This window comes from Ensifer soli (assembly GCF_041928815.1).
Taxonomy (GTDB): Bacteria; Pseudomonadota; Alphaproteobacteria; order Rhizobiales; family Rhizobiaceae; genus JBHFEI01.
Window position 1 is genome coordinate 162,472 of the sequence record NZ_JBHFEI010000001.1, and the last position, 24,380, is coordinate 186,851.

Sequence of the window (24,380 nt, forward strand, 5' to 3'; positions counted from 1 at the left end):
CGTTCACGGCCATTTGATCGGCAGAGGCGCGGCGATGATCCGCAGGAGGGGAAATCTCGCCCGCAGGACGGAACATGCGCGACAGGCCGGGCGTCATCCGCCTATACGTGCCTCGCCCCTCCTGCCGGACGCCCCGATGAACCGCATCGTTCCCCTCATTCTCGCCGTCGCGCTCTTCATGGAGCAGATGGATTCCACCGTGATCTCCACATCGCTGCCGGCGATCGCCGCCGATCTCGGCGTCGGGCCGCTGGCGCTGAAACTGGCGCTGACCGCCTATATGGTATCGCTGGCGATCTTCATTCCCGCGAGCGGCTGGATGGCCGACCGGTTTGGGGCGAAACGCATCTTCCGGCTGGCGATCCTCGTCTTCATCGCCGGATCGATCCTCTGCGCCGTCTCCTCGAGCCTGTTCGCCTTCGTCGTCTCGCGCTTCCTGCAGGGAATGGGCGGTGCGATGATGACGCCGGTGGCGCGGCTGGTGCTGGTGCGCGGCACACCGCGCCACCAGCTCGTCAACGCCATGGCGCTGCTCACCATTCCCGCCCTTGTCGGCCCGCTCGCCGGCCCGCCGCTCGGCGGCTTCATCACCACCTATTTCTCGTGGCACTGGATCTTCCTGATCAACGTGCCCGTCGGCGTCGCCGGCTATGTGCTGTCTGGCATCTACCTGCCGGAGATCGAAAGCGACGCGCCGCCGCGCTTCGATATCGCCGGCTTCGTCCTCAGCGCGGTCGCCGCCGCCGGCCTGCTGTTCGGCTTCTCCGTCATGAGCCTGCCGGCGCTGCCCGCCTGGATCGGGCTTGCCGCGGCCGGCAGCGGCGCCGTCGCCCTCCTCGCCTATGTCGTCCACGCGCGCCGGCATCCGGCGCCGATCCTCGACCTCAACCTCTTCCGCAACGGCGTGTTCCGCGCCGCCTCGATCGGCGGCACGATCTTCCGCATCTCCGTCGGCGCGGTCCCCTTCCTGATGCCGCTGATGCTGCAGCTCGGCTTCGGCCTGACGCCGTTCCAGTCGGGCCTCATCACCTTCACCGGTGCTGCCGGGGCGCTGATGACGAAATTCTTCGCCCCGCGCGTGCTGGCATGGGCCGGCTTCCGCACCACGATGATCCTCGCCGCGATCCTCGCCGCCGGCCTCACCTTCGTCAACGGCCTGTTCACGCCGGCGACACCCTACACCGTGATGGCGCTCGCGCTGCTTGCGGCGGGCTTCGCACGCTCCTTCTTCTTCACCAGCGTCAACGCGCTCTCCTTCGCCGAGATCAGCAATGCCGATGCCAGCCGGGCGACGACGATGACCGCCGTGCTGCAACAGCTGAGCCTGGCGATCGGCGTCGCCGTCGCCGCCGGGATCCTGGAGCTGCGCACGATGATGACCGGGCTGGCCCTGACGCTCGCCGATTTCCAGGCCGCCTTCATGATCATCTCGGGGATCACGCTGGTCGCGATCCCGCCCTTCCTCGCCATGGCGAAGGATGCAGGCGCGGCGATCTCCGGCCACGGGCGGATCACGGGCAGCGATCCGGACGTCCCGGTCAAGTGAGCCTTCAGGTGATGAGCGGCGCGACCGGCGGCTCCGGCCGTTCGCAGACGGCGGCGAGCTTGTTGCCGTCCGGGTCGCGGACGAAGGCGGCATAGAAATCCGCATGGAACGGACGCAGCCCGGGGGCACCCTCGTCGCTGCCGCCGAGCGCGAGCGCCGCGCGGTGGAAGGCATCGACGGAGAGCCGCGTCGGCGCGTCGAAGGCGACGGTCGCGCCGTTGCCATGGGTCGCGACGCGGCCGTTATGCGGCGTCACCACCCAGAAGCGGCAGCGCGTGTCATCATCGCCGGCATAGCCGATCTCGCCGGCGCCGACCTTCTGCCGGCGGTAGCCGATCAGCGGCAGCACCGTGTCATAGAAGGCGCCGGCGCGGGCGATGTCGTTGGTGCCGACGGTCACGTACAAGAGCATCGCTCACGCCTCCTCCGGCTCCGCCGCGTCCGGTGCCTCGCCCTTATCGGGGATCGCGCCGGTACCGCAGTGCCGTCCCTTGAAGCCCTTGGCCACCAGGAACATCTCCACCGATTCGGCCCGCGATGCGGCGGGCTTCACATGGATCACCTGGCGGAAATTCTGCTTGAGCAGGGCGAGAAGGTCGCGCTCCGTGCCGCCCTGGAAGGTTTTGGCGAGGAAATGCCCGCCCTCGGCCAGAACGTCGATGGCGAAATGGGCGGCGACCTCGCAGAGATGCATGGTGCGCAGGTGATCGGTCTGACGGTGGCCGGTCGTCGGCGCCGCCATGTCCGACATCACGAGATCGGGCGCGCCGCCGAGCGCCTCCATCAGCAGGCCGGGCGCTGCCGGATCGAGGAAATCGAGCTTCAGGAGGGTGACGCCCGGGATCGGATCGACATCGAGGAAATCGATCCCGGCGACGCGCGGATGGTCGGTGGTCGAATGGGTGACCTTGGCGGCGATCTGCGACCAGCTTCCAGGCGCCGCGCCGAGATCGATGATCCGCCGCGCGCCTTTCAGGATCTGGTGTTTCTCGTCGATCTCCAGCAGCTTGAAGGCCGCGCGGGCCCGGAACCCTTCGAGCTGGGCGCGCTGCACGTAAGGGTCGTTGATGTGGCGCTCGAGCCAGCGCCGCGACGACGCCTTGAGCTTGCCCTTCTTGACCTTCTGGCCGAGCTTTCGCCCGGTGCGGTTGCCGCCGACAGGAGGCTTCGTCATCGTCTTTCCCCCCGTGGCCCGTCGTCGTGGCGCGGCCGTCCGCGCCGCCAGACGCCGTCATCGGCCATCATGTCGGTGAGCAACCCCTCGCGCAGGCCGCGATCGGCGACGCGCAGCCGTTCCGAGGGCCAGCGCCGCCGGATCGCCTCGAGGATGGCGCAGCCGGCGAGCACGAGGTCCGCCCGGTCCGGCCCGATGCAGGGATTGGCGGCGCGCTCGGCAAAATTCCACGACAGCAGCCGCGCTTGCATCGCGGACACCTCGGCATCGGACAGCCAGATGCCGTCCACCTTGCGCCGGTCGTAGCGCGGCAGGTCGAGATGGACGCCGGCAAGCGTGGTCACCGTGCCGGACGTGCCGATCAGGTAGAAGCCGTTGCCGTGGCGCGCCAGCGCATCGACCGGCGGGCAGGCGAAACGGTCGAGCATGCCCTCGACCTCGGCCACCATGGCGGCGAAATTTTCCGGCGTCACATCCCGCCCGCCATGGCGTTCGGACAGGGTCACGACGCCGACCGGCAGCGAGGTCCAGTGGGTGATATGGTTGGCGAGCCGGTTCGAGCGCGACGTGCCGATGTCGAGCACGGCAATCTCGGAGGAGCCGCCGCCGATGTCGAAGAGGACGAGCGAGCGCGTCTCCCGGCCGACCAGCGACGAGCAGCCAGACACGGCAAGCCGCGCCTCGGTCTCGCGGTCGATGATCTCGAGTTCCAGTCCGGTCTCGGAGAAGACGCGGCGCAGGAAATCCTCGCCGTTGACGGCGGCGCGCGCCGCCTCCGTCGCGATCAGCCGGTGGCGGCGGATATTGTGGGATTTCAGCTTGGCGGCGCAGATCTTAAGCGCCTCGATCGAGCGCTGGATCGCCTCCGGCGACAGGGCGCCGGTCGCCGCAAGCCCCTCGCCGAGGCGGACGATGCGCGAGAAGGCATCGACGACCCGGAAGCTGCCCGGCCGGCCCGGCTGCGCGATCAGCAGGCGGCAATTGTTCGTGCCGAGATCAAGGGCGGCGTAAAGCTGCCGGTCGTCCTGGGGAGCCACACGGAAATTGCGTCCCTCCCCCGCAGGCCGGCCGGGAAAGCGGGGCGGGCCCGCCTCGCCCTGCTGCTGGCCTTCCAGCGGGCGATGGGACGCGTCCTGCTTCGGCGCCGGCGCCGACGCACGGTCGCCGCGCGCGCGATCGCTCGCCGCACGCCCGTCCTTCGCCTGCTCCGGCCTGCCCGAGGCGAGCGGACGGCCCTGCAGCGCCCGGCCATGCTGCGCCGGCTTGCTGGGCCGATGGAGAGACGGCTTGCGTGACGGTGGTGGTGCAGCCTCCAGGCCGCCCGCCTCCGCAGCACCTGCAGGCACTACCTCCGTGCGCACGGCGGCAGCGGACATTTCCGGCCGGTTCGCGCCCTTGCCGCGCCGGCGCCGTTTGCGCTTGCGCATCGCATCGGAGGCTTCAACGGTGTCGGGACGCCGCGCTTCGCCGGACACGCCGGCGGAAGCGGAAGAAGCGGAACGCGAAGCGGGAGGCTTGCGACGCCTCCGCTTGCCCTTGCCCTGGCGCGGCAATGCCTGCCCCTCGCCACGACCCGCCGCTGGCGCCCCGGATGCAGACGGCTTTCCGCCGTGATCGGGGTCGTTCACGTGTCTGTCCAATCGCGCCGGGCCGAGCCATGAAGGCCGCTCTCAGCGCATTTTCGAATGTTCGTTGGGAGGACATTACCAGCCACGCCCCGCTTCGCCAAATTCTTTTTGTCGCATCGCGATAGGGGGCGGGGCGGGCGCGATGCGATCGCCGGACGGAGACGGCTTTACGCCACGATGTCCTCGCCCACCGCATTGAGGGCGGCATCCCTGCCCGGCTGGCACCCTTCGGCAAAGAACCGGCCCGCGCTCATCGAAGCCGAACAATGGTCCGGCCTTGAAACCCCGAGAGAACAGACGATGATTCCTCGCACGCCGACGCAAATGGGTCTTGATCGGCGCGGCGAATCTGGTAGAAGGCGGCTCGAAACGAAAATGAACTTGTCGAACCGGGACAAAGAAGGCGCCCAGCCTGAGTTTTCGTATCAGTCCAAGTGATTGTTTTCACTTGCGGATTGGGGAATAGGTTAACGGTAGACCCACGGACTCTGACTCCGTTAGTCCTGGTTCGAATCCAGGTTCCCCAGCCAAGCATTTTCATCTGCTGACGTTTTATTTTCATCCACGTGGAAGCAGGATTTCAGGTCGGAATTTACCGGCCGGTACAGTTCGCTGTTTTTGATCGCAAATCTCCCGGATCTTCGCTTGCCGCCGGCCCGTGGCGGGACATATCTAGGTTTCCTTGAGGAGACACAGATGATTCACCGATCCCTTTCGACCCTTTTCGCGCTTGGCCTTTGCGGACTGACGCTCGCCGGCTGCGTATCCGAGACGAGCAGTGGCTACTACTATCGCGAAGAGCCGTCCTACGACGTCTATCGCTACGAGCGCCGCGTCATCTATACCGATCCCTACCGCTACGAGCGGCGGCCGCGGCCGGATTGGCGCGACGACCGGCGCGAGCGCGACCGGGAGCGTTACGAGCTGCGCCGGCGCGAGGAGCGCGCGGTGGAGCGTGCGGACCGGAGGGACGAGACGCGCGACGCGGTCCGTCGACCGCGCCGGGACGAGGCGGGTCGCCCGGGGCGCGACGACAGACGCTGCCGGCTTCCCGATTGCTCGGATCGCGATGCGGACGGCCGGGTCCGGCGCGACTGAGCCGCCTTCTGCACAACCCGCGCGAGCGCGACCGCTACCAGCGGCGCTCCTCGCTGCGGATGTCGGCGAGCTGGCGGATCGCGTCGCGCTCGCCGGTCTCGCCGAGCGCCTCGAACATGCGCCGGGCATCCAGACGCTGGCCGAGATTCTTGAGCGCGAAGGCGCGCAGCACCATCAGGTTGGTCGGTTCCGGGCGGAACTGCGTCCGCTGGTCGAGGAAGAGGATCGTTTCCCGGTAGCGTCCGGCACGGAAGCTGCTGATCGCCCGGTCGGCCAGAAGCGCTGCCTGGAGTTCCGCGCGTCGGCCCTCGTCCATCCGGGCGCGCGTCGCCGCGACGCCCGCCTCTCCGGTGAGGCCGGCCCGCAGATAGGCAAGGCTCTGGCCGTAGGCCGCGTCGCTCCGCGTCTTCCCCGCGCCGCCAAGCGCCACCTCGAAGGCCTTTGCCGCCTCGAGCGGCCGGTCGATGTCCATTAGGCACCAGCCGAGAACCAGGGCCTGAGCCGGAGGAAGCCCGACAGCATCCTGCGTGGTGCGGCAGGCGCGGCGCCCGGCTGCCGCCCTGCGCGCGCCACGCGCCGGCTCGGCAGAGGCCTCCGTATCGACGGCGGCCTCTGCCAGGCGAACGCCACGGCCTGAGGGCATCCGGGGCGTCTCATCCGCAACAGCCCGCGCCGTCAGGGGATCACGGGCGGACTTTGTCTGCGCCTCGTCGGCGGCAGGCCGGGTACCGAGTTCGTCGATCCGGGTGGAGCGCGCCGCCCAGTCGCGCTTCAACGCCGCAAGGCCCAGCCTGTCGTCGAGACGCAGCCGCGCGACCGCCAGCCCGTAGGCGGCCGGCTCGCTGTCGGCACGCCAGACGAGCGCCTGCTCGAACCATTCCGACGCCGTCTTCGGCTGGTTCATCGCCAGCGCATACCAGCCGAACTGCTCGGCCGTGCGCGGATCGCGGGCATCGAGCGTCGCACGCGCGATCCGGCCGAGCACGGGCTGCGCGATCACCGGCGGCGGATTAAGGCCGAGCAGGGTGGCGGTCGCCGCGAGATAGGTCGCGCGGGCGTCGTCGGAGGCGTCGCGCCAGTCATACATCACCGCCTCCGCCTCGACCGGCATGCGCCGCGACAGGAGAACGAGGGCCAGGCCCTGGGAGGCGGAGGCCGAGTCGGCGGCGGCGCGGGCCTTGCGGAAGAAGGGTTCGGCCGCCGCCATCTCGTCGCGCCGCAGGTGATACCATCCGAGCAGCAGCGCGTCCGTCGCAAGCCCGCCCTCGGCGAGGCTCTGCTCGACGATGCGCAGATAGGCGGGCGCCACGGTGATGGTCTGGTCGGTGCCGGCCTCGGCGAGGAAGCGGCGGGCGAGATCGGGGCGGATCGGATCGAACTCCCGCCCGCCGTCGCTCAAGGTGCGCTCGCGGGTCAGAAGCTCCTGCATGTCGGCATAGGACAGAACCTCCGCCGCCTTCTGCACCGTGGCGACGCGGATCGGCGCGTCGCCGCAGTTTTCGAGCATGTAGTCGTAGGCGTCGCGGGCGCGCTGCAGCCGGCCGAGGCGGCCGAAGGATTCGGCGACGCGCCAGAGCACGTCGGCATCGCTGCAGGTCAGCAGGCTCGGCGTTTCCGCGCCGATGCGCACCACGTCCTCGTCGCGCCTGGCGGTCGAGGCGGCGACAAGTTCGGCGCGTTTCTCGGCAACCTCCATGCGGTCGATCAGATCCTTCGGCGGCACCCAGTCCGGCTCGCGCGCCTTCCGGGCGGCAATCGCCGTGCGCAGGTCGGCGAAGCGCGACTGGCTGTAGAGCGCCCACATTTCCTCCAGCGCGCGGTCCGTGTTCTCCGGCACGGCGAGCGGATCCTCCGGCGGCGTCCAGGTCGGATAGAGCGCCCTCAGCCGGGCGATCTCGGCATTGAGGCGCGCCGTGTCGCCGCGCGCGGCGAAGTAGCGCAGCGCGCTCTCGTCGACAACCGGCGGTGACGTGACGGCATTGCCGGCGGCGGGCTCCGTGGCCGGTGCTCCGTCCCCGGTGGTCCGGGGTTGCGACGGCGACGGGGTCTGGGCTTGCGCCTGATCCTGATCCTGAGCCTGGGCCTGGGCGATCACGACGAAGCGGGCGGTCTTCAGAAGCAGGGGCGCCTCGCCGGATGCCACGGCCGGGTCGCCCGACAGGAGACGCCCGCCCTTCTGCGCCGCGATCTCGGGAAAATGCGAAGCGACAGGAAAGGCGCGGCCGAGATCCATCGAAAGGCCGACCACGCCGACGGCGCCGGTCACGAACACGGCAGAGGCCAGAAGGATCGTCTTCATCCCGTTTCCCTTCGACGCATGATCGAGGACGGCGCCGGCGCGGATGGCGCGGGCGTGACCTCGATGAATGCCGCAGAACAGCAAAGGGACCGCATCGTGCGGTCGTTTCCCCGATGAAATCCGATTAAGGTTAACCCCTGGTAAACATCGACGAAAAATACAACCAAAAAGTGAACTTTGAAATCCGAATCAGCCTTTGCGTCCGAAGAGCCGCAGCAGCAGCGCCGTCGACAGACCGAGAAGGCCGGCGAGCAGGCAGAAGATGCCCGCATAGACGAGGATGTTCGAGGACATCCAGTTCGCCGCGACGAGGCGGAGATTGCCGAAGGACAGCGGCTGCGTGCCGACGAAGCGCAGCCGTGTCGCCGGGCGCACGTCGAGCGTCGTCCCGTCTTTCGCCTCAAGGCTGGCAAAACCGTCGAGCTGCCGCCAGGCCGCATCCTTCGACAGCGCCTCCATGCCGGCATGCAGGGCGGCGCCGTCCGGCGCGGTGATCAGCGTCCAGGGTGCCGTCGCGCCGGGACTGTCGCCTTGCGCGACGAGCAGGCGGGCGCTGTCCGGGGGAAGGACCGGCGTCTCCGCATGCGGCAGCAGGCGCAGCGAGGACAGGGAGATGTCGAACGTCTCCTTCAGCCACTGCTCGAAGGCGGAAACCTGGCCGCGCCAGGATGAGCCGCGCAGGCGCGACTGCCATTCGTCGAGAACGCTGTCGGTGCCGGCCTGCGGCGACGTCGTCACCTGTGGGCTGCCCCAGCCCGTCGCGCTTTCCGCCGCGACATGCACCTGTTCCAGCACCGGTGCCGGGATCTGCGAGACGGCCCCGATCAGGATTGCCGGCTCCTCGCCGATCGAGAGCGCGGAGGCCTCCGGGCGCAGCGCCACGGGCCGCTGCCCGGCGAAGGCGAGCTTGCCGAGGAAGGTGGCGCCGGCCGAAAGCCGGTCCGGGTCGAGCCGGTCGAGATAGAGGGCCACCGGAGCCTGCTGGCGGGCATAGGGGAAGCCGCGCCCCGCGAGCGCGGCGAGATCGGGAAGCTGGCCGATGCGCGCGAAGCGCGGCATGCGGAACGCCGACGTGTCGAAAAGCGCGAAGCGTGCATCGTTGCGCGCCGGGGCGCCCGGGGCGCAGACGGCGTCGGCTTCCGTCATCAGCACCGCCTCGATGTCGATGCGGTTGGCCCCGGGGCGGAAATGGCGCATCGTCACGCGGATCGGCAGCTGGCGGAAAAGGCCGCCCTTGCGGGTGGTGATCGGTACGGTGGTGGCGATGTTGCCGTTGACATAGACGTCGATATGGCTGCCGGGCTGGACCTCGGCGGAATAGGCCGCGTCGAGCAAAAGCGTCGCCTCGCCATAGGCATCGGCATAGAAATCGGAGGGAATGCCGATGTCGAAGCCGGTGCGGAAACGGCGGCCGCCGAATTCGCCGGTGCTGACGCCGAGGCTGGAGAAGGACAGCGACGTCTGGTCGAGGAGCAGCGGAATGTCGACGACGCCGCCGCGCACCGTGGTCTGGGCGACGCCGGGCACGATCGGCCGTTCGAGCGGCGTCACCAGCCGTTCGACCGCCTCGTCGATCGCCGCCCAGCCCGGCCCGGTGACGACGAAGACGTGGCCGCCGCCGGCACGCGGAACGAAGCCGGTGAAGGCGGAGCCGCCGGCCGCGGCCGGCAGGCCCGGCAGCCGCTCGGCAAGATCGGCGGAGGTTCCGAGGACGGCGACGAAGGTGTTCGCCGCGACCTGCGACGGCAGGTCGCGCACGACCTCGAAGGACTGGTTCGGCATGTTGGCCGTCAGCGCCAGGGCCTGGGCAAGACGCAGGAGGGAGGCGGTGGAGGCACGCTGGTCGAGTTCGGGCGCGACGAGGACGAAGCGCGTCAGCCCGGCCGCATCGACGCCGATCGCGGCGAGATCGTCCAGCGTCGGCACCTCGTCGCCCGCATCGCCTTCGATGTCGAGATAGACATGGGCGGCATCGAGATCGGTCCAGAGATCGTAGGTCGACTGAATGGTGCAGTCGGTGCGGTGGCGCTGGCTCGTCGAGAACGTCACCTGGTTGGCGCCGGCGCGCAGGAGGCCCCTCGGCATGTCGAAGCGCACGTCCTCGACGCCGGCGGCCGAGCGGATCGGCAGCGACCCGACCGTGACGCCGTTGACCGTGACCGTCAGCGCCGAGGCTTCCGGCGCGATCACCACCGCGTTGGTGTAGCCGACATGGATGGCGCGGACGGCCTGTGCCTGACGTTCCGTCAGGAAGACCGGCAGGGTGCGGCTCGCCACCTCGCCGTCGAGCCGCAGCGTCGGCGCCGGCAGGATGAAGCGGCGCCCCTGATCGGCGGTCGCAGGGGCCGCCTCGGGCAAGGTGGCCGGGCGGGCGGGCTCGGCCTCGGCAGGCGGCGTCGCGACGCTCCCGCCGGCCGGGCGCTCGGGCGTCATGTCGAAGGGCCGCTCCTCGACCGGTTGCGCGGCGGCCGGGGAGAGGAGCGCGAGGACGAGCGCGGCGCATGCGGGGAGAAGACGCCGTCCCATCATGCCGTCTCCCGCCCGCGCGTGCCCGTGACGGTGCGCAGAAGATAGACCAGCCCGCGCGCCGTCTGGAACAGGGCGATGCCGAGGAACCAGAACGAGCCGCGCAGCAGACCCGGATTGAAGCGGCGCGACACCTGGAAATCGCTCCATTGCCGCGAATTGGCGAAGATCAGGTCGGCGACCAGCGTGTGGTGGCGCGCCTCGGCCGGCATGAAGCGGCAGCCGAGCGTGGCGAGGTTGCCCGCCTGCTCGACACTGCGGATCTCGACCGGCAGCCCCTCCTCCCGCTCGCCGCCATGCGGCGTGATCCGGAGGATGCCCTGCGTCGCCGGCTGCGGCTCAGGTCCTGGATTGAGCACCTGGATGCGGGCGCCGCCGGCGGAAACGTCCTCGACCGTCGCCGGATAGGTCATGTCGCCGATCGAGAAGCTGCAGCGGCGCGAGACGCGCACCCGGCGCGACGAGGCCTTCTCGCCGCGTTCGGAGACGACGCCGAGGGCGCAGCCGGCGATGATCAGGTTGAGCAGGTTCCACGCGCCGACGACGAGGGTGACATCCGCCTTGTAGGGTTCGGAATAGACCCGGTAGACCGTCATCAGAAGGGCGATGAACAGCACCCCGAAGATGATGAAGAAGGGCCGGCTGATCTCCGACAGGCGGCTGACGCGGATCGATTCGTCCTTGGCGGTGACCTTGAACACCGGCCGCCGCGGATTGAGCATCACCGAGACGACGGCCGGCAGCAGGTGCACCGTCTGCACATATTCGTAGAGTTCCGAGATCCATGGCCAGCGGAACGATCCGTAGAGATAGTTCTGCATCATCAGGTTCACCGCCATGTAGGCGAGCGTGTAGCCGAGGAACTCCCCGCCGGAGGCGGTGAAGATCTCGAGATCGAAGAAGAGGTAGCAGAGGGGCGCAAGCAGGAAGATCGTGCGCGGGAACGGAAACAGCCAGAACAGCGTCGAGGACATGTAGCAGAGCCGCTGCGGCAGGGAGAGGCCGCGCTTGAACAGCGGAAAGCGGAACCTCAGGATCTGCATCATACCCTGCGCCCAGCGGCTGCGCTGGCCGATGAAACTGGCGAAGGTGGCCGGCTGCAGTCCGGCGATCAAGGGCTTGTCAACATAGACGCTGTTCCAGCCGCCGGCATGCAGCGCCAGCGCCGTCTCGCAATCCTCCGTGATCGACAGGCCGGAAAAGCCGCCCGCCTCCTTCAGCGCCGCGCGCCGGAGCACGGCCGCCGAGCCGCAGAAGAAGGATGCGTTCCACTTGTCGAGGCCGCGCTGGATGATGCCGTAGAACATCTCGTTCTCGCTCGGCATCTTCTCGAAGGTCTTCAAATTGCGCTCGACCGGATCGGGATTGAGGAAGAAATGCGGCGTCTGCACGAGGAAGAGCTTCGGATCCTCGGAGAAATAGCCGACCGTCTCGCGCAGGAAATCGCGCGCCGGCGCATGGTCGGCGTCGAAGATGGCGATCAGGTCGCCGGTCGATTGCTCCATGCCGTTGTTGAGGTTGCCGGCCTTGGCATGTTCGTTGCGGGCGCGCGTCAGGTAGTTGACGCCGAGGTCGCGGCAGAGCGCCTGCAGGTCCTGATGTCGGGCGCGGGCGCCCTCCGCCGCGACGACACCGGTCGAATTGCGCTTCTGCTCGGTGCCGCCGTCGTCGAGCAGCCAGACGGTCATCTTCTCCGCCGGGTAGTCCATCGCCCGCGCGGCGGCGAGCGTGTTGGCGAGAAGCGCGGTGTCCTCGTTGTAGCTCGGCACGAAGACGTCGACGCTCGGCAGGCGACTCTCGTCCGGCTTGCGGGCGCTGCGCGAGGGCAGCGGCATCGAAACGACGAAGAGGCTGAGGCCGAGCATCATCACGCTGTACATTTCCGCCAGATAGACGAGGAGCGCGGGGATGAAATTCTCGATCTGGTTCAGCGGCGGCAGCGTGCTGGTCGTGCGCCAGTAGACGTAGCGCAGCACGATCGCCGTGCCGAAGGCGAGCGCCACCAGCCGCCAGGTTCCCTCGATGCGCAGGATCTTGATCACGGCCATCATCGTCACGACGGCGATGCTGGCGACGAGCTGCGTCTGCAGGCTGATCGGCAGGGTGATGAGAAGCAGGACCGCCAGCGACACGAGGGCCCAGATCAGGATTACGCTGAGGTGTTTCATCGATCGTCTCTCGCCCTTGCCGAATGCGGACATAGGGCACCGGCACCGAACCGGCGACCCCTGCCGCATGCGCGCGACGGGCTTTTGCCCGCTGCCTCGACCGGCCTTCGGGAAAGGCCGGCCAGGGGTTCAGCATAGACATCGTGACCTTAACAAATCCCTAGATGTCACTCTCTGGAATTTCACCTGCAGATTGTATCGCTTAACGGATCGGCAACACATCGGGGTGACGGAACCACCACATCCGGCGTTGCCTCGGCCGGCTGGGCGGTGCCGGTCGGCGAGGGAACGACGACTGCTCCGGCTGCGACCGGCGTCATGGACGCAGACCCGGCCTCGTCGATCGTCGCGGCGGAGGCGACGCGGCGCGGCGCCGGCCGGGCCATGACCGGCCGGACCTCGGCGGGGGCCATGGCGCGGGTATCGAAGGGCACGCGCAGCGGCACCTCGCCGCCGATGCGCCCGTCGACCGGCGCCGGAGTGCCGTAAGGGTTCCAGGTCGCGCCGGAAAAGCCGCCGACGATCGTGTAGCCGTACATCAGCTCGACCAGATCCGCCTCGCTCGCGCCCGCCCTGCAGACGCGCAGGCGCACCTGGATCATCCCCTGGCTGTTGGCGGCGCTGCGCTCGCTGGAATTCGAGCGGATCTGCTGCCAGCCATAAAGGCAGGCATCGCCGCCGGCGCCGCGCCCGAAGGCGTATCCGAACGGCCCGTAATGGTTGCGCACGAAATGGTCCGAGACCGCAAGTGCTGCACCCGGCAGGACGCTGCGCATTTCCGCCCGGACCATCGCGTGGGTCACCGGCCGGTAGGCGAGCGCCCCGCCCGGACGCGCGACCGGCTCGGCGGGCCCGTGGACCTGGATGCTGAGGAAATTCTGCCCCGGCGTCGCCGCCGACGTCGACAGCGCCACCTGCTGCTCGATCCCGTTGGTGTACTGGCGCTGGACGACGCTGACGATGGCGAGGGTCCCCGGCGCGGGCAGGATCAGCGCGCTTTCCGCCGGCACGGTCGAGGACAGGGTCGCCACGCCCGCGCCGGGACGGGCGGCACATCCGGCAAGGGCGACCGCTGAGGCGATCGCCAGGGTACGGAACATCGTCAAGACCATCGCGTCTCTGCAACCCATGGAGGCATCATGTTTCGAATCGGCACAACTGACCTTAGTCGGATTGCATCCGATTCGAAATGCCCGAAGCTGACCATGGCCGTCTTGACCGGCGGAGGCGGGGCGGCGCCTGACGTCAGATCAGGCCGCGCGCGGCGAGATTGCGCATCAGCGCCGCCACGCCGAAGGTCCAGGGCGGGCATTCGGTCGCAAGCCGCATCGTGTTGACGAGACTGCCGAGCTCGGCGTTGGAAATCGTCACGACGTCGCCGAGCTTGTGGGTAAAACCCTGTCCCGCCACGTCCCGGTCCTCGACGGGCGCGAAGAGCGTGCCCATGAACAGGAAGAAGCCGTCCGGATACTGGTGATGGGCGCCGATGGTCTGGGCGACCAGATCGAGCGGGTCGCGGCTGATCTCGCGCATGGTGCTGCGCCCCTCGAGGCGGAAGCCGTCCGTTCCCTCGACCGTCAGGGCGAGATCGGCGCGGCGGACGTCGTCGATGCCGTAGCCGTCGTCGAAAAGCCGCACGAAGGGGCCGATCGCGGCCGAGGCATTGTTGTCCTTGGCCTTGCCGAGGAGCAGCGCCGAGCGGCCCTCGACGTCGCGCAGGTTGACGTCGTTGCCGAGCGTCGCGCCCTTGACGCGGCCGCGGCTGTCGACGGCGAGGACGATCTCCGGCTCGGGATTGTTCCATCTGGAGATCGGGTGCAGGCCGGCCGGCGCCCCCCAGCCGACGGCGGAGAGGACCGGGGCCTTGGTGAAGACCTCCGCGTCCGGCCCGATGCCGACCTCCAGATATTGCGACCAGACGCCGGTCTCGATCAGCGCCGCCTTGACCTTCGCCGCCTCCGGCGACCCCGCCTTGAGGTCGCGGAGGCTGTTGCCGATGATCGCCGTCACCTTTTCGCGGATCGCCACCGCCAGCGCCGGATTGCCGGCGGCCTTCTCCTCGATGACGCGCTCGATCATCGATCGGGCGAAGGTGACGCCGCAGGCCTTGACCGCCTGCAGGTCGCACGGCGCGAGGAGATGCAGCCGCTCGGGATCGCCGGACGCTCCAAGGGATGCGGAAAAGACCGCCTCGATCGTGCCGAGCGGTTCGCCTTCGGCCGCGCGCGCATGGGCGACGGGATCGTCGAGCTCCAGGAGGTCGCGGAGCGTCGGCGTGGCGCGGCTGGTGATGTCGACGAGCATGCCGTCGCGCGGCGTGACGAGCGCCGGGCCGGCGACGTCCGGCCGCCAGACGCGGCCGACGAAGGTGCCGCCCTGCGAAAACACCGACAGGTCGTTCATGATGCTGTTCCTCCCGAGATCTGCCGGGGCTTTCTCGCAGGTCACGCGCCAGTCTGTAAAGCGACGATCGGCCCGGCCGGGCCGTCTTTTCTCAGCCCGCCTTGTAGCGGGCGGCGTCGCCTTCGAGGAATTTCGCGTTCTGCTCGCGCAGCCGCGCCGCCTCCTCGTCATAGACGAAGGGCAGGAAGGCGTAGCGGCGGCCGCGCGTCACCGGTGAGACGGCATGCAGGAGCGCGCCGGAGAAGACCACGGCACCGCCCGGCGGCGCCTTGTAGCGACGCGGCCCGTATTCGGGAAAGGAAAGTTCGCCGCCGTCGAAATCACCGTTGAGATTGATCGAGACGGCGAAGCGGCGATGGGCCGTGCCTTTCGTCGTGTTGTCGCGATGGGCGCGGAAATGCCCGCCGTCCTCGGCCGCATAGCAGGACACGATGTAGCGTTCCATCCGCGTCGCCTTGAAGGAATGCACCTTGGCGATCTCCGGGTTGACGCGCCGGACGATGCGGTTCTGGATGCGGCCGATCAGCTTCTGGTCGTCGATCGTGTGGTCGCGCCGCCGCTTGTGGGCATTGTCGTGCAAGAGCACCGTCTTGCCGTCCACTTCGCGCATGAAGCCCGATTCGCGCCCGCCGTTTTCCTCGTAGAGCGCGATCATCTCCTCGCAAAGTTCCGGCTCGAAGACGTTCGGCAGCACCAGGACGGGGGCGAAGATCTCGAAGCCGGCGAAACGGTCCGGCCGCGGCAGGTTGCCGATCAGCGAGAACAGGGCCGCGTTCGTCTCCTCGCCGAAGGGCATGACGGCGATGACCCGGAGCGTCGGGTCGAGCAGCACCCAGATCTGGCGCATCGGCACCTGGCCCGAATCGGCCTCCTTCGGCACCGCGCCGTAGAGGCGGCCGATCGTCGCGTCGAAATCCCAGAAATGGCGGATGCCGGGAATGCTCTCGCGCACGCGGCCCTCGGTTTCGTCTGAGGGGTCGACGCTGACGCCGAAGAAGCAGAGCGTCTCGTCGTCGAACATGCCACGATGGCGGGCGACGAGGTCGAGGGCCGCGCGCCCGCGCGGATCGGCGGCGGACCCGAAGAAGCCGATCAGGATGTAGCGTCCGGCGGCGGTATCGAAGGCATAGCGCGGATTGGCCGTCGAGCGCTGGTGGAACCAGGGCGCCGGATCCCCCGGAAGAAGGGCGGCATAGGCATGGGGCTGCGCGGATGGCTGCGTCATGAAATATCCTCTGCAGTATCGACGGCAGCCGGCACTCCGGCCCCGTCGCGCGCCCATGATGGAAGGCCGCACGGCGAAGTCAATCGCCTGACGCGGGCCGTTACCGTAAGCGAGGCCGCCGCCCTCAGGCGAGGAAGCGGCCGGGCCGGTAGGGCTTGATGTCGATGACGGTGCGTTCACCCGTCATCGCCTCGGCCAGCGCACGGCCGGTGACGGGTCCGAGCGTCATGCCGTGATGGGCGTGGCCGAAGGCGAACCACAGGCCCTCGTGGCGCGGCGCCTTGCCGATGATCGGCATCATGTCCGGCGTGCAGGGCCGGGCGCCCATCCACGGTTCCGGATCGCGCCGTTCGGCGAGCGGGAAGAAATCGCGCGCGACGCGCTCGGCCCGGTCGAGCTGCACCGGCGTCTTCGGCGCGTCACGGTGCGCGAATTCGGCGCCCGTCGTCAGGCGGATGCCGCGCATCATCGGCGCGAGGAAATAGCCCTTCTCGGCATCGAGCACCCAGTTGTTGAGCTCTGCGCCCTCGGCCGCGCCGTAATGCATGTGATAGCCGCGCTTGACGGCGAGCGGGAAGCGGTAACCGAGCTTGCGCGTCACCGTGTCCGCCCAGGGGCCGAGGGCGACGACGGCCTGGCCGGCCTCGAGCGGGCCTTCCGGGGTCGCGACCCGCCATCCCGCGCCTTCGAGCACATGCTCGATGGTCGCGGCGTCGCCGGCCATCAGGCGGCCGCCGAGCGACTGGAAATAGTTGAGATAGGAGGTGACGAGGCTGTGCGGATCGTAGATCGACCAGGGATCGCTCCAGCGCAGGCCGCCGGCCAGCTCGATGCGGATCGACGGCTCGATCGTCTTCAGCTCGCTCGACGAGAGCTTCTGGTGGCGGACGCCGAAGCCGGACGACAGGCGCTCGGCCTCGCGATAGGCCTCGTCGCGCGCCTTGTCGGTGCGGAACACCTTCATCCAGCCGTTCTTGCGGATCAGGTTGCCGGCGCCCGAGGCAAGGATCAGGTCCTCGTGCTCGCTGACCGAATGCTCGATCAGCGGCGCGTAGAGGCTCGCGATCGTCTGGTGCTGGGTGAAGCCGGAATTCCACCAGTAGCGCGCGAGGAACGGCACCAGCCCGGGCAGTGCGCGCAGGTGGTAGTGCGCGTCGATCGTGTTGTTCAGCGCATAGCGGAACAGCGCGCCGAAATCATGCGGGAAGCCGTAGGGAAAGACGCCCTCGCGCTGGATCAGGCCGGCATTGCCGTAGGAAGTCTCCTCCCCCGCGCCGCGCCGGTCGAGCAGGACGACGGAGCGCCCGCGCCGTGCCAGATGGATCGCCGTCGACAGGCCGACGATCCCAGCGCCCAGAACAACGACATCCGTCTTGATCACGTCACAGCCCCTTTTCGCCCGCGCCCTTCTTCATGCGGCTCATGATCTGCTCGAGGAAGCCGAGCAGCAGCGCGGACACCACGAAGGCGAGATGGATGAAGGTGAGCCACATCAGCTTGCCGTTGTCATACTGATGCACGTTCAGGAAGACCTGCAACAGGTGGATCGACGATATCGCCACGATCGAGGAGGCGACCTTGATCTTCAGGCTGCCGGCATCGAGCTTGCCGAGGAAGGACACCTCGCCGTTGCCCTCGTCGAAGCGGCTGACGAAATTCTCGTAGCCGGAGATCATCACCATGACGATCAGGCTCGCGACCAGCGCGGCGTCGATCAGGCCGAGCATGGCGAGGATCATCTCGGCCTCGTCGAAGACGAAGACCATCGTCGCGACCTTGTAGAATTTGTAGAGGAAGGAAAGACCGTAAAGCGCGAGGGCGGCGACGAGGCCGAGATAGAAGATCACGAGGATCCAGCGGCTCGACAGGATGATGCGTTCGACGAGGAGTTCCAGGGATTTCATCGGAGGGCCGTGGGCGTTCTTTTGCAGATGCGAAATGGCTCATGCATAGCCAAGCCGCAGGCCTTCGGCAAGGGATGTCGCGGAGGATGCGCGACACGCGAAAAAGGCGGCATCCGCAAATGCCGCCTTTAAAGGGCGTCTCCGGCGGGCGGGAGCCTATGCCCTCCGGATGAGGCCCGCAACCAGCGAAATGACGAGGAAGGCAAGGAAGAGGAAGAAGAGGATCTGCGCGATACCTGCAGAGGCGCCGGCAATACCGCCGAACCCGAGAACACCCGCGACAATCGCGACAACGAGGAAGACAAGAGCGTAGTAAAGCATCGGTTTTCTCCTTCGACTGAACGTCTGGCAAAGAAACGACGGATCGCGTGCTTTGTTCCCTGCTTTTCGCCACATTCCTTTCCGCTGGAAGAGCAACACGGGTAACGCTTGGCGCGCCCGTGCCTGCGCGAAACCGCATGGCAGCCATTCCCCAGGAACCATCATCAGCGAGAGGCGTTGTGCAGCAGACGCTGAAAGACATGAAGGCCTGAGATCATGACCAGGGAATCGCTGACCATCTTCAACTCCGCCGCGCGGATGCTCCGCGCGAGGGAGAAGGACACCCGCGACAACCTGCACATCGGCCAGACCTTGCGCGACCTCTATCGCGACGGCGCGGCCGGCGAGACGAGCACGGATTTCTCCTTCCTCCTCGACCGCCTGGATCGGGCCGAGCAGGGCCGGCAGTAAGGAGTGTCGCCGGAGTAGAACGTCCGTTTCACGGGGGGCCGCCCCCACGGCTTACTACGGTTGACCAAAGGCGGTGCTCGGGTGAAGCTGATCGACATTTGGCGCCTCACTCAGTGGTCGACAGAATAACGCTGCTATGGTCGAATACGCCGCTCCGAACGCGCTGACAGGCGATATGCGTGCGCTCGCGATCCGCCATCACGCGGGAGATCACAGACAAAAGCCGGATGAGAAAAGCCGACCGTCGCGGTCGGTGATGCGCGATGTGGGTCTCGATCCGGCGCGGCAAGATTTTTCAAACACCCATTCGTCGCAAGGGACGTGGTCGCTAGGGTCGGACGGCGCCGGTGGTCACGTGATCAATCGTGGCGATGGCGTAGGGCTGGTCGAAGGCAATGGTGATGTCGAGCTGATCGTCGGGGGTGATGCGCCAGCGGACCGACATGTCGGCGAATTCCAGCGCCGGATCGACGGAGGCGCATTTTCCGTAAGTGATGGAATAGTCGTCGCTTGCCTTCGACACTGCGGGCCGAAGCATCTCCTGGCAGTCCTGTGCGCTTTCGAAAGCATCGACCGGGGTCTGGACCTGCGCGCACTGGCCGTTTACGCAACCGACCAGCACCATGATGGCGGCAATATGTTCCATGACACGTCATCCCCCGTTTCCTTGCGAGATACGGTGACAACGGACGAAGGCGGAGCGCGGTTCCGCGCATAGATGAACTTATCGTTAAGACTTAACCTTGCTCGGGCGCGCCCGGAAAGCGATGGCCGTCTTCCACGGCGTCGAGCCGTTCGAGGAGATCGAGAAACAGGGACGGCAGCGGCTCCGCCTCGACGGAATCGTAGAGCGCTTTCAGCTGCCTTGCGACATCCTCGCCGATATCGGCCTGCGCGTCGGACGCGCGCTGCGCGCCTGTGTCTTCGGGTTGCCTAGCCATCCTGCGTGCCGAACCGGCACATCGATCGCCGGCTCCCTCCCCTCGTCAAAACTTCCATTGCGCCTGAAAACATGATCAAAGCATAAGGACAAGACTTTAATTCCGGCTTACGCAGGCCGGCGACCGATCATAGCGAAGGAATGCGCGCATGTCACTTTCCACGAGAATCGCGGCGCATCTGCCCTATCTCCGGCGCTTCTCCCGGGCGATCACCGGATCGCAGACCTCCGGCGATGCCTATGTCGCGGCGGTTCTCGAGGCGCTGATCGACGATCTTTCGCTGTTTCCACAGGAGACATCCGACCGGGTGGCGCTTTTCAAGCTCTTCTGCGGGCTGATCGACGGTCTCGACGTGCGGCTGCCGGAGACGTCCTCGCCTTTCGGCTGGGAACAGCGCGCCGCCGCCAACCTCGCCCTCGTCCGGCCGATGGCGCGGCGCGCCTTCCTGCTCGTCTCCGTCGAGGGTTTTACTGCAGCGGAGACCGCCCGCATCCTCGATCTCGACGCGGAAGTGATCGGCCGGCTGCTCGGCGAGGCGTCGAACACGATCTCGCGCGAGGTCGCGACCGACATCATGATCATCGAGGACGAACCGCTGATCGCCATGGACATCGAGGACATGGTCAAAAGCCTCGGCCATTGTGTCACCGGCATCGCGCGAACCCATGCGGAAGCAGTCGAGCTTTACCGTGCCACCCGGCCGAAGATGGTGCTCGCCGACATCCAGCTCGCCGACGGCAGTTCGGGGATCGACGCGGTCAACGAGATCCTCAAGGACGCGACCCTGCCGGTGATCTTCATCACCGCCTTCCCGGAGCGGCTGCTGACCGGCGAAAAGCCGGAGCCGGCCTTCCTGGTGACCAAGCCGTTCAGCCCGGACATGGTCAAGGCGCTGATCAGCCAGGCCCTGTTCTTCGACGAGAACGCGCGGGACTGACGCCGCGCCTGTCGAAGCAAGGCGAAGCGAAGCCGGCAGCGGCGCGACCGGCGGGGATCGCCTATCCCGGCAGCTGGCGCTCCGGCGGGTGCGTGCGCAATTCGTCGACCAGCGTCATGGCGATCAGCGAGAGCGGCAGCGCCAGCATGGCGCCGACCGCGCCCCACATCCATGTCCAGAAGATGATGGCGACGAAGATCAGGAACGGATTGACCTCGAGCCTGCGCCCAAGGATCGAGGGGGTGACGAGGTTCTCCATGACTAGGTGCAGGAGGAAGAAGCCGGTCGCCGGGGCGAGCGCCAGCACCAGCCCGTCATGGGTCAGAAGCCCGGCGGCGGCCAGGGCCAGCGTCATCAGGGTCACGCCGAGAAACGGCACGAAACTCGAGATGAAGGCAAAGAAGCCCCAGAGCGGCGCCATCGACAGGCCGCCGGCGAAGGCGATCACCATGGTGACGACGCCGAGGCAGAGATAGATCAGCGAGGCCATCGAGAAATAGAAGGCGAGGCTGTGCTCGATGGCGTTCATCACCCGGATCGCCGTCAGCCGTCTCTCCCGGATCGTGAACGCCATGATGATCGTCTTGCGCAGCTCGGCGCGGCCGACGAGGAACAGGCCGAGGGCGGCGATGAACACCGCCGTCTGGACCAGGGCGGGGGTGAGGCCGGCCGCGACGATGCCGAGCACGACGCCGCTGTTTTCCATGACCATGCCGCGGATCGCCTCGCCCTGGTCGCCATTGCCGGCGGAGACGCGCAGGAACTCGAAGCGCTCGAGGAAGGGCATGATGCGGGAGAGCACGTCCTCGATCATGCGCGGCGCGGCGGCGGCAAGCTGGGACAAGGGCTCGGCGAGCGTGTTGGCGAGCCAGAACAGGCCGGCGACGAAAATGGCCGCGACGATCAGCCCGCCGAGCATCGGCGGCACGCCGAGCTTGCCGAGCGTGTCGGCCGCCTCGCCGAGCACGATGCCGACGACGATCGCCAGCGTGATCGGCATGAGGATCGGCTCCATCAGCGACACCACCGCCGCGGCGGCGATGATGAACAGTCCGATGATGCTGACGGCGCAGACGAGGGTCAGCGGCTCGTAGACGCGGGGCGTGGCCGGCGTCGCCGGATCGGTCGCAGGCGGTTCCGTGCGTGCTCCCCGGGAGCGTGTCAGATTGATTTCCAGCAAGATGGCCCCCAAAGGCAGGGCGGGCGCGCGGTCTACTCCGGCGCAGGCGCCTGCGATCACGCTTAACGTACAAGCTGCGCTCCGGTTCCGCCCCGACCGGGGAGATCCTATCGCGCGTCCGATCCGCCGTCCGGCCGCAAACGGAAACGCGCGGTCGTCTCGCCGATCACGGCTGCCAGCGTGTCGAAGAATTCGATCGCCGCCGACTTTGTAACGAATTCCTCGGCGCCGCGACGCTTCGCCTCCTCGGCGATGGCGGGATCGGGCGCGCCGGTGACGTAGACGACCGGCGGATGGTGCGGCACCGCGATCAGCCTCGGCAGGATGTCGAGCCCGGTCTCCCCGATCAGATAATGGTCGAGCACGACGACGTCGAACCGTCCGCTTGCAAGACGCGCGAGCCCGCCCTCCCCGTCGCTGGCGCAGACGACGCCGATGCCGCGCCGCGCCAGGCTTTTGCGCAGCAGGAAGCAGAGCGCCTCGTCGTCGTCGATGTAGAGCACGGAGGTCTGGCCGCCGGGCGGACGCGCCGTCGCCTGCATCACCCGACCTCCGGCAGCGCCATGACCGACATGAACAGGCCGAGCTGGCGGATCGCCTCGACGAAACGGTCGTACTGCATCGGCTTCGGCACGTAGACATTGGCGCCGAGGGAGAAGCAGTGCTGCACCTCGCGGGGATCGTCGGTGGTCGTCAGGACGATGACCATCACCCGCGCGATGCACTTACTCGAACGGATGCGGCTCAGGATGTCGATGCCGGACATGTCCGGCAGGTTGAGATCGAGAAGCACGAGCAGCGTCCGGCCGTTCTGCACGGCGCCCGTGCCGTCCGGGCCGAGCAGATAGTCGAGCGCCGGCAGGCCGCCGGAAAACGCCATGATCTCGTTGGTCACGCCGGCGCGCCGGATGTTCTTCTCGATCAGGCGCGCATGTCCCTCGTCATCCTCGATCATCACGATCGTGACCGGCTTCGATCCCGACATCGCTCTCTCCCCTTTCGGCGACCGACCTCAGATCGGCCGCGATCGTCCATGTGAAGACCGATCCCTCTCCCTGCGTCGACCCGGCGACGACGTCGCCGCCCAAGCGGCGGCACAGGGTGCGCACATGGGCAAGCCCTATGCCTTCTCCCGGCCGCGTCTGCGGTCCCGAACGCCGGAACAGGTCGAAAACACGCTCGAGGTCGTGGGCGGCGATGCCACGGCCGGTGTCGGCGATCGAGACGGTCACCGTCTGGCCGCGCCTCTCGGCCGACACGCTGACGAACAGCGCGCGCTGAGGATCGGCGTATTTGAGGCAGTTGTCCAGAAGATTGGCGAAGATCTGCTGCAGCGCCAGCCGGTCGCTGACGACGGCGGGAAGCGAGGCCGGAATGGTGACCGTGGCTCCGGCCTCGTCGATCTGCCGCTGCACCGCGGAGGCGCAGGCCCGAAAGAGGTCCGAAAGCGAGACCTGTTCGGGCTGCAGCGGACGCGTGCCGGCCCGCGACAGGCGCAAGATCGCCGCGATGAGGTCGTCCATGCGCGTGATGGAACTGCGGATGAAGCGCAGCGCCTCCGGCACGTCCTCGCGCACGGCCTCGGAGGCGGCGCGGGCAAGCGGATCGTCCGGCGGCCCGCCGTCCTTCAGCCTCTGGTCCATGTAGCGGCCGATGACCTCGGCCGCCCGCTCCAGCTCGGAGGCGAAGCCGCTGATGTTGACCAGCGGCGCCTTCAGGTCGTGGCTGACGATATAGGCAAAGTTCTGGATCTCCTTGTTCGCGCGTTCGAGGAAGGCGGTGCGGGCGCGCACGCGCGCCTCAAGCACGTCGTTCTGCGCCGCAAGGGCGAGGCGAGCCCGTTCGATCTGGCGGAAGACGATGACGGCGAGCACCGTGCCGCCGCCGATCAAGAGGATGAGGAGGCCGGCGCCGCCGACGATCGAGAGGATCAGGTTGAAGGAAATGCTGCGCAGCGTCCTGATTTCTGTCAGTGCGGTGTTCTGCGACAGGGCTTCGAGCCGATCGAAGATCTGGCGCAGTTCGTCCATCAGCCGCAGCCCCCTGCCCTCGCGAATGAGGGCGATCGCCTGCGCTTCGCGGCCGCTGCGCTTGAGGTCGATCGTCTCGCGCAGTTCGTCGAGCTTCTGCATCACCAGTTCGTTCAGCCGCTCGATGGTCGGCTGGTCGGCGCCGATCGTGCCGAGATCGCGCCGCAACCGGCCGAGATGGGCGACGATCGACTGTTCGGCCGTGTCAAAGGGTGCGAGGTAGTGCGTGTCGGAGGTGATGAAATAGCCGCGCTGGCTGGTCTCGGCGTCCTGGATCAGCGCCAGGAGGCGAACGACGCGGCCGCTGATGCGCGAGGCCTCGAGAACCCGCCGTCCTTCTTCCTGCGCATCGCGGGCGAATTCGAGCGCGGCCAGGACGAGCGCGAGCAAAAGCAGCGAGCCTGCAAGCAGGATCGCCGCGATGCCGTCACGCAGGCTGCCGGATTTGCGTCTGATCAACATCTCTGGTGCCGCCCCACCACCAGAACTCCATAGTCGACATTTCACCCATCGTTCGCGCGCCATGCAACCGCGCGTCGGGGTAAAAATCAACCCGGAAGATATGGCCTTTCGCGAGGACGGCGGCCGC

The 24,380-nt window shown here is 67.7% G+C and carries 22 protein-coding genes and 1 tRNA gene; 5 read left to right on the top strand and 18 right to left on the bottom strand.

Translation table 11 applies throughout. The annotated features are described in order from the left end of the window. Window positions 1-136 precede the first annotated feature (136 nt). Window positions 137-1,546 carry a DHA2 family efflux MFS transporter permease subunit gene (locus ACEVQ6_RS00690; protein ID WP_374886963.1) on the top strand — a complete coding sequence of 470 codons (1,410 nt, stop codon included), beginning with the start codon at window positions 137-139 and terminating at the stop codon, window positions 1,544-1,546. Between the two features lie 4 nt (window positions 1,547-1,550). Here ACEVQ6_RS00690 and ACEVQ6_RS00695 read toward each other — a convergent pair whose 3' ends face one another. Genes ACEVQ6_RS00695 through ACEVQ6_RS00705 form a run of 3 tightly spaced genes read right to left on the bottom strand, consistent with a single transcriptional unit; the run spans window position 1,551 to window position 4,348 of the window. Beyond that, window positions 1,551-1,958, bottom strand: coding sequence for a VOC family protein (locus tag ACEVQ6_RS00695; protein ID WP_374886964.1), 408 nt, complete (start codon window positions 1,956-1,958; stop codon window positions 1,551-1,553). A 3-nt stretch (window positions 1,959-1,961) separates the two neighbouring features. Beyond that, complete coding sequence (locus tag ACEVQ6_RS00700) at window positions 1,962-2,720, bottom strand: RlmE family RNA methyltransferase (protein ID WP_374886965.1); 759 nt, start codon at window positions 2,718-2,720, stop codon at window positions 1,962-1,964. Next, window positions 2,717-4,348 (bottom strand): Ppx/GppA phosphatase family protein, encoded by a 1,632-nt coding sequence (locus ACEVQ6_RS00705; protein ID WP_374886966.1) that lies wholly within the window; start codon window positions 4,346-4,348, stop codon window positions 2,717-2,719. The genes ACEVQ6_RS00700 and ACEVQ6_RS00705 overlap by 4 nt, the downstream gene beginning before the upstream one ends. 456 nt (window positions 4,349-4,804) lie before the next feature. On the opposite strand from ACEVQ6_RS00705, the gene ACEVQ6_RS00710 reads away from it, so the two are divergent. After that, window positions 4,805-4,878 (top strand) — tRNA-Gln (locus ACEVQ6_RS00710). A gap of 166 nt (window positions 4,879-5,044) precedes the next feature. Continuing rightward, entirely contained in the window at window positions 5,045-5,446 is a 402-nt protein-coding gene (locus ACEVQ6_RS00715) for a hypothetical protein (protein WP_374886967.1), read from the top strand. A gap of 34 nt (window positions 5,447-5,480) precedes the next feature. Here ACEVQ6_RS00715 and ACEVQ6_RS00720 read toward each other — a convergent pair whose 3' ends face one another. The 9 genes from ACEVQ6_RS00720 to ACEVQ6_RS00760 all read right to left on the bottom strand — a co-directional run bounded on the left by ACEVQ6_RS00720 (window position 5,481) and on the right by ACEVQ6_RS00760 (window position 18,292). Beyond that, window positions 5,481-7,745: a cellulose synthase gene (locus ACEVQ6_RS00720; RefSeq protein WP_374886968.1), complete on the bottom strand. Its 2,265-nt coding sequence runs from the start codon at window positions 7,743-7,745 to the stop codon at window positions 5,481-5,483. 189 nt (window positions 7,746-7,934) lie between these two features. Continuing rightward, window positions 7,935-10,274 (bottom strand): cellulose biosynthesis cyclic di-GMP-binding regulatory protein BcsB, encoded by a 2,340-nt coding sequence (locus tag ACEVQ6_RS00725; RefSeq protein ID WP_374886969.1) that lies wholly within the window; start codon window positions 10,272-10,274, stop codon window positions 7,935-7,937. After that, window positions 10,271-12,439, bottom strand: a complete 2,169-nt coding sequence (gene bcsA, locus ACEVQ6_RS00730; protein WP_374886970.1) for a UDP-forming cellulose synthase catalytic subunit — start codon at window positions 12,437-12,439, stop codon at window positions 10,271-10,273. The genes ACEVQ6_RS00725 and bcsA overlap by 4 nt, the downstream gene beginning before the upstream one ends. Window positions 12,440-12,621: 182 nt before the next feature. Continuing rightward, entirely contained in the window at window positions 12,622-13,551 is a 930-nt protein-coding gene (gene bcsN / locus ACEVQ6_RS00735; RefSeq protein ID WP_374886971.1) for a cellulose biosynthesis protein BcsN, read from the bottom strand. Window positions 13,552-13,684: 133 nt separating this feature from the next. Next, a complete protein-coding gene (locus tag ACEVQ6_RS00740; RefSeq protein WP_374886972.1) occupies window positions 13,685-14,842 on the bottom strand; it encodes a fumarylacetoacetate hydrolase family protein in 1,158 nt (385 codons plus the stop codon). A gap of 91 nt (window positions 14,843-14,933) precedes the next feature. Next, window positions 14,934-16,067 (bottom strand): 2OG-Fe(II) oxygenase family protein, encoded by a 1,134-nt coding sequence (locus ACEVQ6_RS00745; protein ID WP_374886973.1) that lies wholly within the window; start codon window positions 16,065-16,067, stop codon window positions 14,934-14,936. Between the two features lie 124 nt (window positions 16,068-16,191). Next, on the bottom strand, window positions 16,192-17,445 hold the full coding sequence (locus tag ACEVQ6_RS00750) for an NAD(P)/FAD-dependent oxidoreductase (RefSeq protein ID WP_374887347.1): 1,254 nt from the start codon (window positions 17,443-17,445) through the stop codon (window positions 16,192-16,194). 4 nt (window positions 17,446-17,449) lie between these two features. Next, window positions 17,450-17,971 carry a TIGR00645 family protein gene (locus ACEVQ6_RS00755; protein WP_374886974.1) on the bottom strand — a complete coding sequence of 174 codons (522 nt, stop codon included), beginning with the start codon at window positions 17,969-17,971 and terminating at the stop codon, window positions 17,450-17,452. A gap of 156 nt (window positions 17,972-18,127) precedes the next feature. Then, window positions 18,128-18,292, bottom strand: coding sequence for a DUF1328 domain-containing protein (locus ACEVQ6_RS00760; RefSeq protein WP_374886975.1), 165 nt, complete (start codon window positions 18,290-18,292; stop codon window positions 18,128-18,130). Window positions 18,293-18,508: 216 nt separating this feature from the next. Between ACEVQ6_RS00760 and ACEVQ6_RS00765 the strand changes: the two genes are divergently transcribed. Then, the gene (locus ACEVQ6_RS00765) at window positions 18,509-18,703 is read left to right on the top strand and encodes a hypothetical protein (RefSeq protein WP_374886976.1); all 195 of its coding nucleotides are present in this window, start codon (window positions 18,509-18,511) and stop codon (window positions 18,701-18,703) included. A gap of 328 nt (window positions 18,704-19,031) precedes the next feature. Here ACEVQ6_RS00765 and ACEVQ6_RS00770 read toward each other — a convergent pair whose 3' ends face one another. Then, the gene (locus ACEVQ6_RS00770; RefSeq protein WP_374886977.1) at window positions 19,032-19,349 is read right to left on the bottom strand and encodes a hypothetical protein; all 318 of its coding nucleotides are present in this window, start codon (window positions 19,347-19,349) and stop codon (window positions 19,032-19,034) included. A 91-nt stretch (window positions 19,350-19,440) separates the two neighbouring features. Then, window positions 19,441-19,644 (bottom strand): NepR family anti-sigma factor, encoded by a 204-nt coding sequence (locus ACEVQ6_RS00775; RefSeq protein WP_374886978.1) that lies wholly within the window; start codon window positions 19,642-19,644, stop codon window positions 19,441-19,443. Between the two features lie 148 nt (window positions 19,645-19,792). On the opposite strand from ACEVQ6_RS00775, the gene ACEVQ6_RS00780 reads away from it, so the two are divergent. After that, window positions 19,793-20,581: a response regulator gene (locus ACEVQ6_RS00780; RefSeq protein WP_374886979.1), complete on the top strand. Its 789-nt coding sequence runs from the start codon at window positions 19,793-19,795 to the stop codon at window positions 20,579-20,581. Window positions 20,582-20,642: 61 nt separating this feature from the next. Here the strand turns inward: ACEVQ6_RS00780 and ACEVQ6_RS00785 are convergent, their stop codons facing one another. The 4 genes from ACEVQ6_RS00785 to ACEVQ6_RS00800 all read right to left on the bottom strand — a co-directional run bounded on the left by ACEVQ6_RS00785 (window position 20,643) and on the right by ACEVQ6_RS00800 (window position 24,253). Beyond that, the gene (locus tag ACEVQ6_RS00785) at window positions 20,643-21,761 is read right to left on the bottom strand and encodes an AI-2E family transporter (RefSeq protein ID WP_374886980.1); all 1,119 of its coding nucleotides are present in this window, start codon (window positions 21,759-21,761) and stop codon (window positions 20,643-20,645) included. A gap of 107 nt (window positions 21,762-21,868) precedes the next feature. Further along, window positions 21,869-22,303 (bottom strand): response regulator, encoded by a 435-nt coding sequence (locus tag ACEVQ6_RS00790; RefSeq protein WP_374886981.1) that lies wholly within the window; start codon window positions 22,301-22,303, stop codon window positions 21,869-21,871. After that, on the bottom strand, window positions 22,303-22,746 hold the full coding sequence (locus ACEVQ6_RS00795; RefSeq protein ID WP_374886982.1) for a response regulator: 444 nt from the start codon (window positions 22,744-22,746) through the stop codon (window positions 22,303-22,305). Before ACEVQ6_RS00795 ends, ACEVQ6_RS00790 begins: the two co-directional genes overlap by 1 nt. Continuing rightward, on the bottom strand, window positions 22,703-24,253 hold the full coding sequence (locus ACEVQ6_RS00800) for a sensor histidine kinase (RefSeq protein ID WP_374886983.1): 1,551 nt from the start codon (window positions 24,251-24,253) through the stop codon (window positions 22,703-22,705). Before ACEVQ6_RS00800 ends, ACEVQ6_RS00795 begins: the two co-directional genes overlap by 44 nt. Window positions 24,254-24,380: the final 127 nt, after the last annotated feature.

What these genes read in the sequence shown, in the direction of transcription:
- ACEVQ6_RS00690 (WP_374886963.1), top strand. Translation starts at nt 137, where the DNA reads ATGAACCGCATCGTTCCCCTCATTCTCGCCGTCGCGCTCTTCATGGAG.
- ACEVQ6_RS00695 (WP_374886964.1), bottom strand. Translation starts at nt 1,958, where the DNA reads ATGCTCTTGTACGTGACCGTCGGCACCAACGACATCGCCCGCGCCGGC.
- ACEVQ6_RS00700 (WP_374886965.1), bottom strand. Translation starts at nt 2,720, where the DNA reads ATGACGAAGCCTCCTGTCGGCGGCAACCGCACCGGGCGAAAGCTCGGC.
- ACEVQ6_RS00715 (WP_374886967.1), top strand. Translation starts at nt 5,045, where the DNA reads ATGATTCACCGATCCCTTTCGACCCTTTTCGCGCTTGGCCTTTGCGGA.
- ACEVQ6_RS00720 (WP_374886968.1), bottom strand. Translation starts at nt 7,745, where the DNA reads ATGAAGACGATCCTTCTGGCCTCTGCCGTGTTCGTGACCGGCGCCGTC.
- ACEVQ6_RS00725 (WP_374886969.1), bottom strand. Translation starts at nt 10,274, where the DNA reads ATGATGGGACGGCGTCTTCTCCCCGCATGCGCCGCGCTCGTCCTCGCG.
- bcsA (WP_374886970.1), bottom strand. Translation starts at nt 12,439, where the DNA reads ATGAAACACCTCAGCGTAATCCTGATCTGGGCCCTCGTGTCGCTGGCG.
- bcsN (WP_374886971.1), bottom strand. Translation starts at nt 13,551, where the DNA reads ATGGTCTTGACGATGTTCCGTACCCTGGCGATCGCCTCAGCGGTCGCC.
- ACEVQ6_RS00740 (WP_374886972.1), bottom strand. Translation starts at nt 14,842, where the DNA reads ATGAACGACCTGTCGGTGTTTTCGCAGGGCGGCACCTTCGTCGGCCGC.
- ACEVQ6_RS00745 (WP_374886973.1), bottom strand. Translation starts at nt 16,067, where the DNA reads ATGACGCAGCCATCCGCGCAGCCCCATGCCTATGCCGCCCTTCTTCCG.
- ACEVQ6_RS00755 (WP_374886974.1), bottom strand. Translation starts at nt 17,971, where the DNA reads ATGAAATCCCTGGAACTCCTCGTCGAACGCATCATCCTGTCGAGCCGC.
- ACEVQ6_RS00760 (WP_374886975.1), bottom strand. Translation starts at nt 18,292, where the DNA reads ATGCTTTACTACGCTCTTGTCTTCCTCGTTGTCGCGATTGTCGCGGGT.
- ACEVQ6_RS00765 (WP_374886976.1), top strand. Translation starts at nt 18,509, where the DNA reads ATGACCAGGGAATCGCTGACCATCTTCAACTCCGCCGCGCGGATGCTC.
- ACEVQ6_RS00770 (WP_374886977.1), bottom strand. Translation starts at nt 19,349, where the DNA reads ATGGAACATATTGCCGCCATCATGGTGCTGGTCGGTTGCGTAAACGGC.
- ACEVQ6_RS00775 (WP_374886978.1), bottom strand. Translation starts at nt 19,644, where the DNA reads ATGGCTAGGCAACCCGAAGACACAGGCGCGCAGCGCGCGTCCGACGCG.
- ACEVQ6_RS00780 (WP_374886979.1), top strand. Translation starts at nt 19,793, where the DNA reads ATGTCACTTTCCACGAGAATCGCGGCGCATCTGCCCTATCTCCGGCGC.
- ACEVQ6_RS00790 (WP_374886981.1), bottom strand. Translation starts at nt 22,303, where the DNA reads ATGCAGGCGACGGCGCGTCCGCCCGGCGGCCAGACCTCCGTGCTCTAC.
- ACEVQ6_RS00795 (WP_374886982.1), bottom strand. Translation starts at nt 22,746, where the DNA reads ATGTCGGGATCGAAGCCGGTCACGATCGTGATGATCGAGGATGACGAG.
- ACEVQ6_RS00800 (WP_374886983.1), bottom strand. Translation starts at nt 24,253, where the DNA reads ATGTTGATCAGACGCAAATCCGGCAGCCTGCGTGACGGCATCGCGGCG.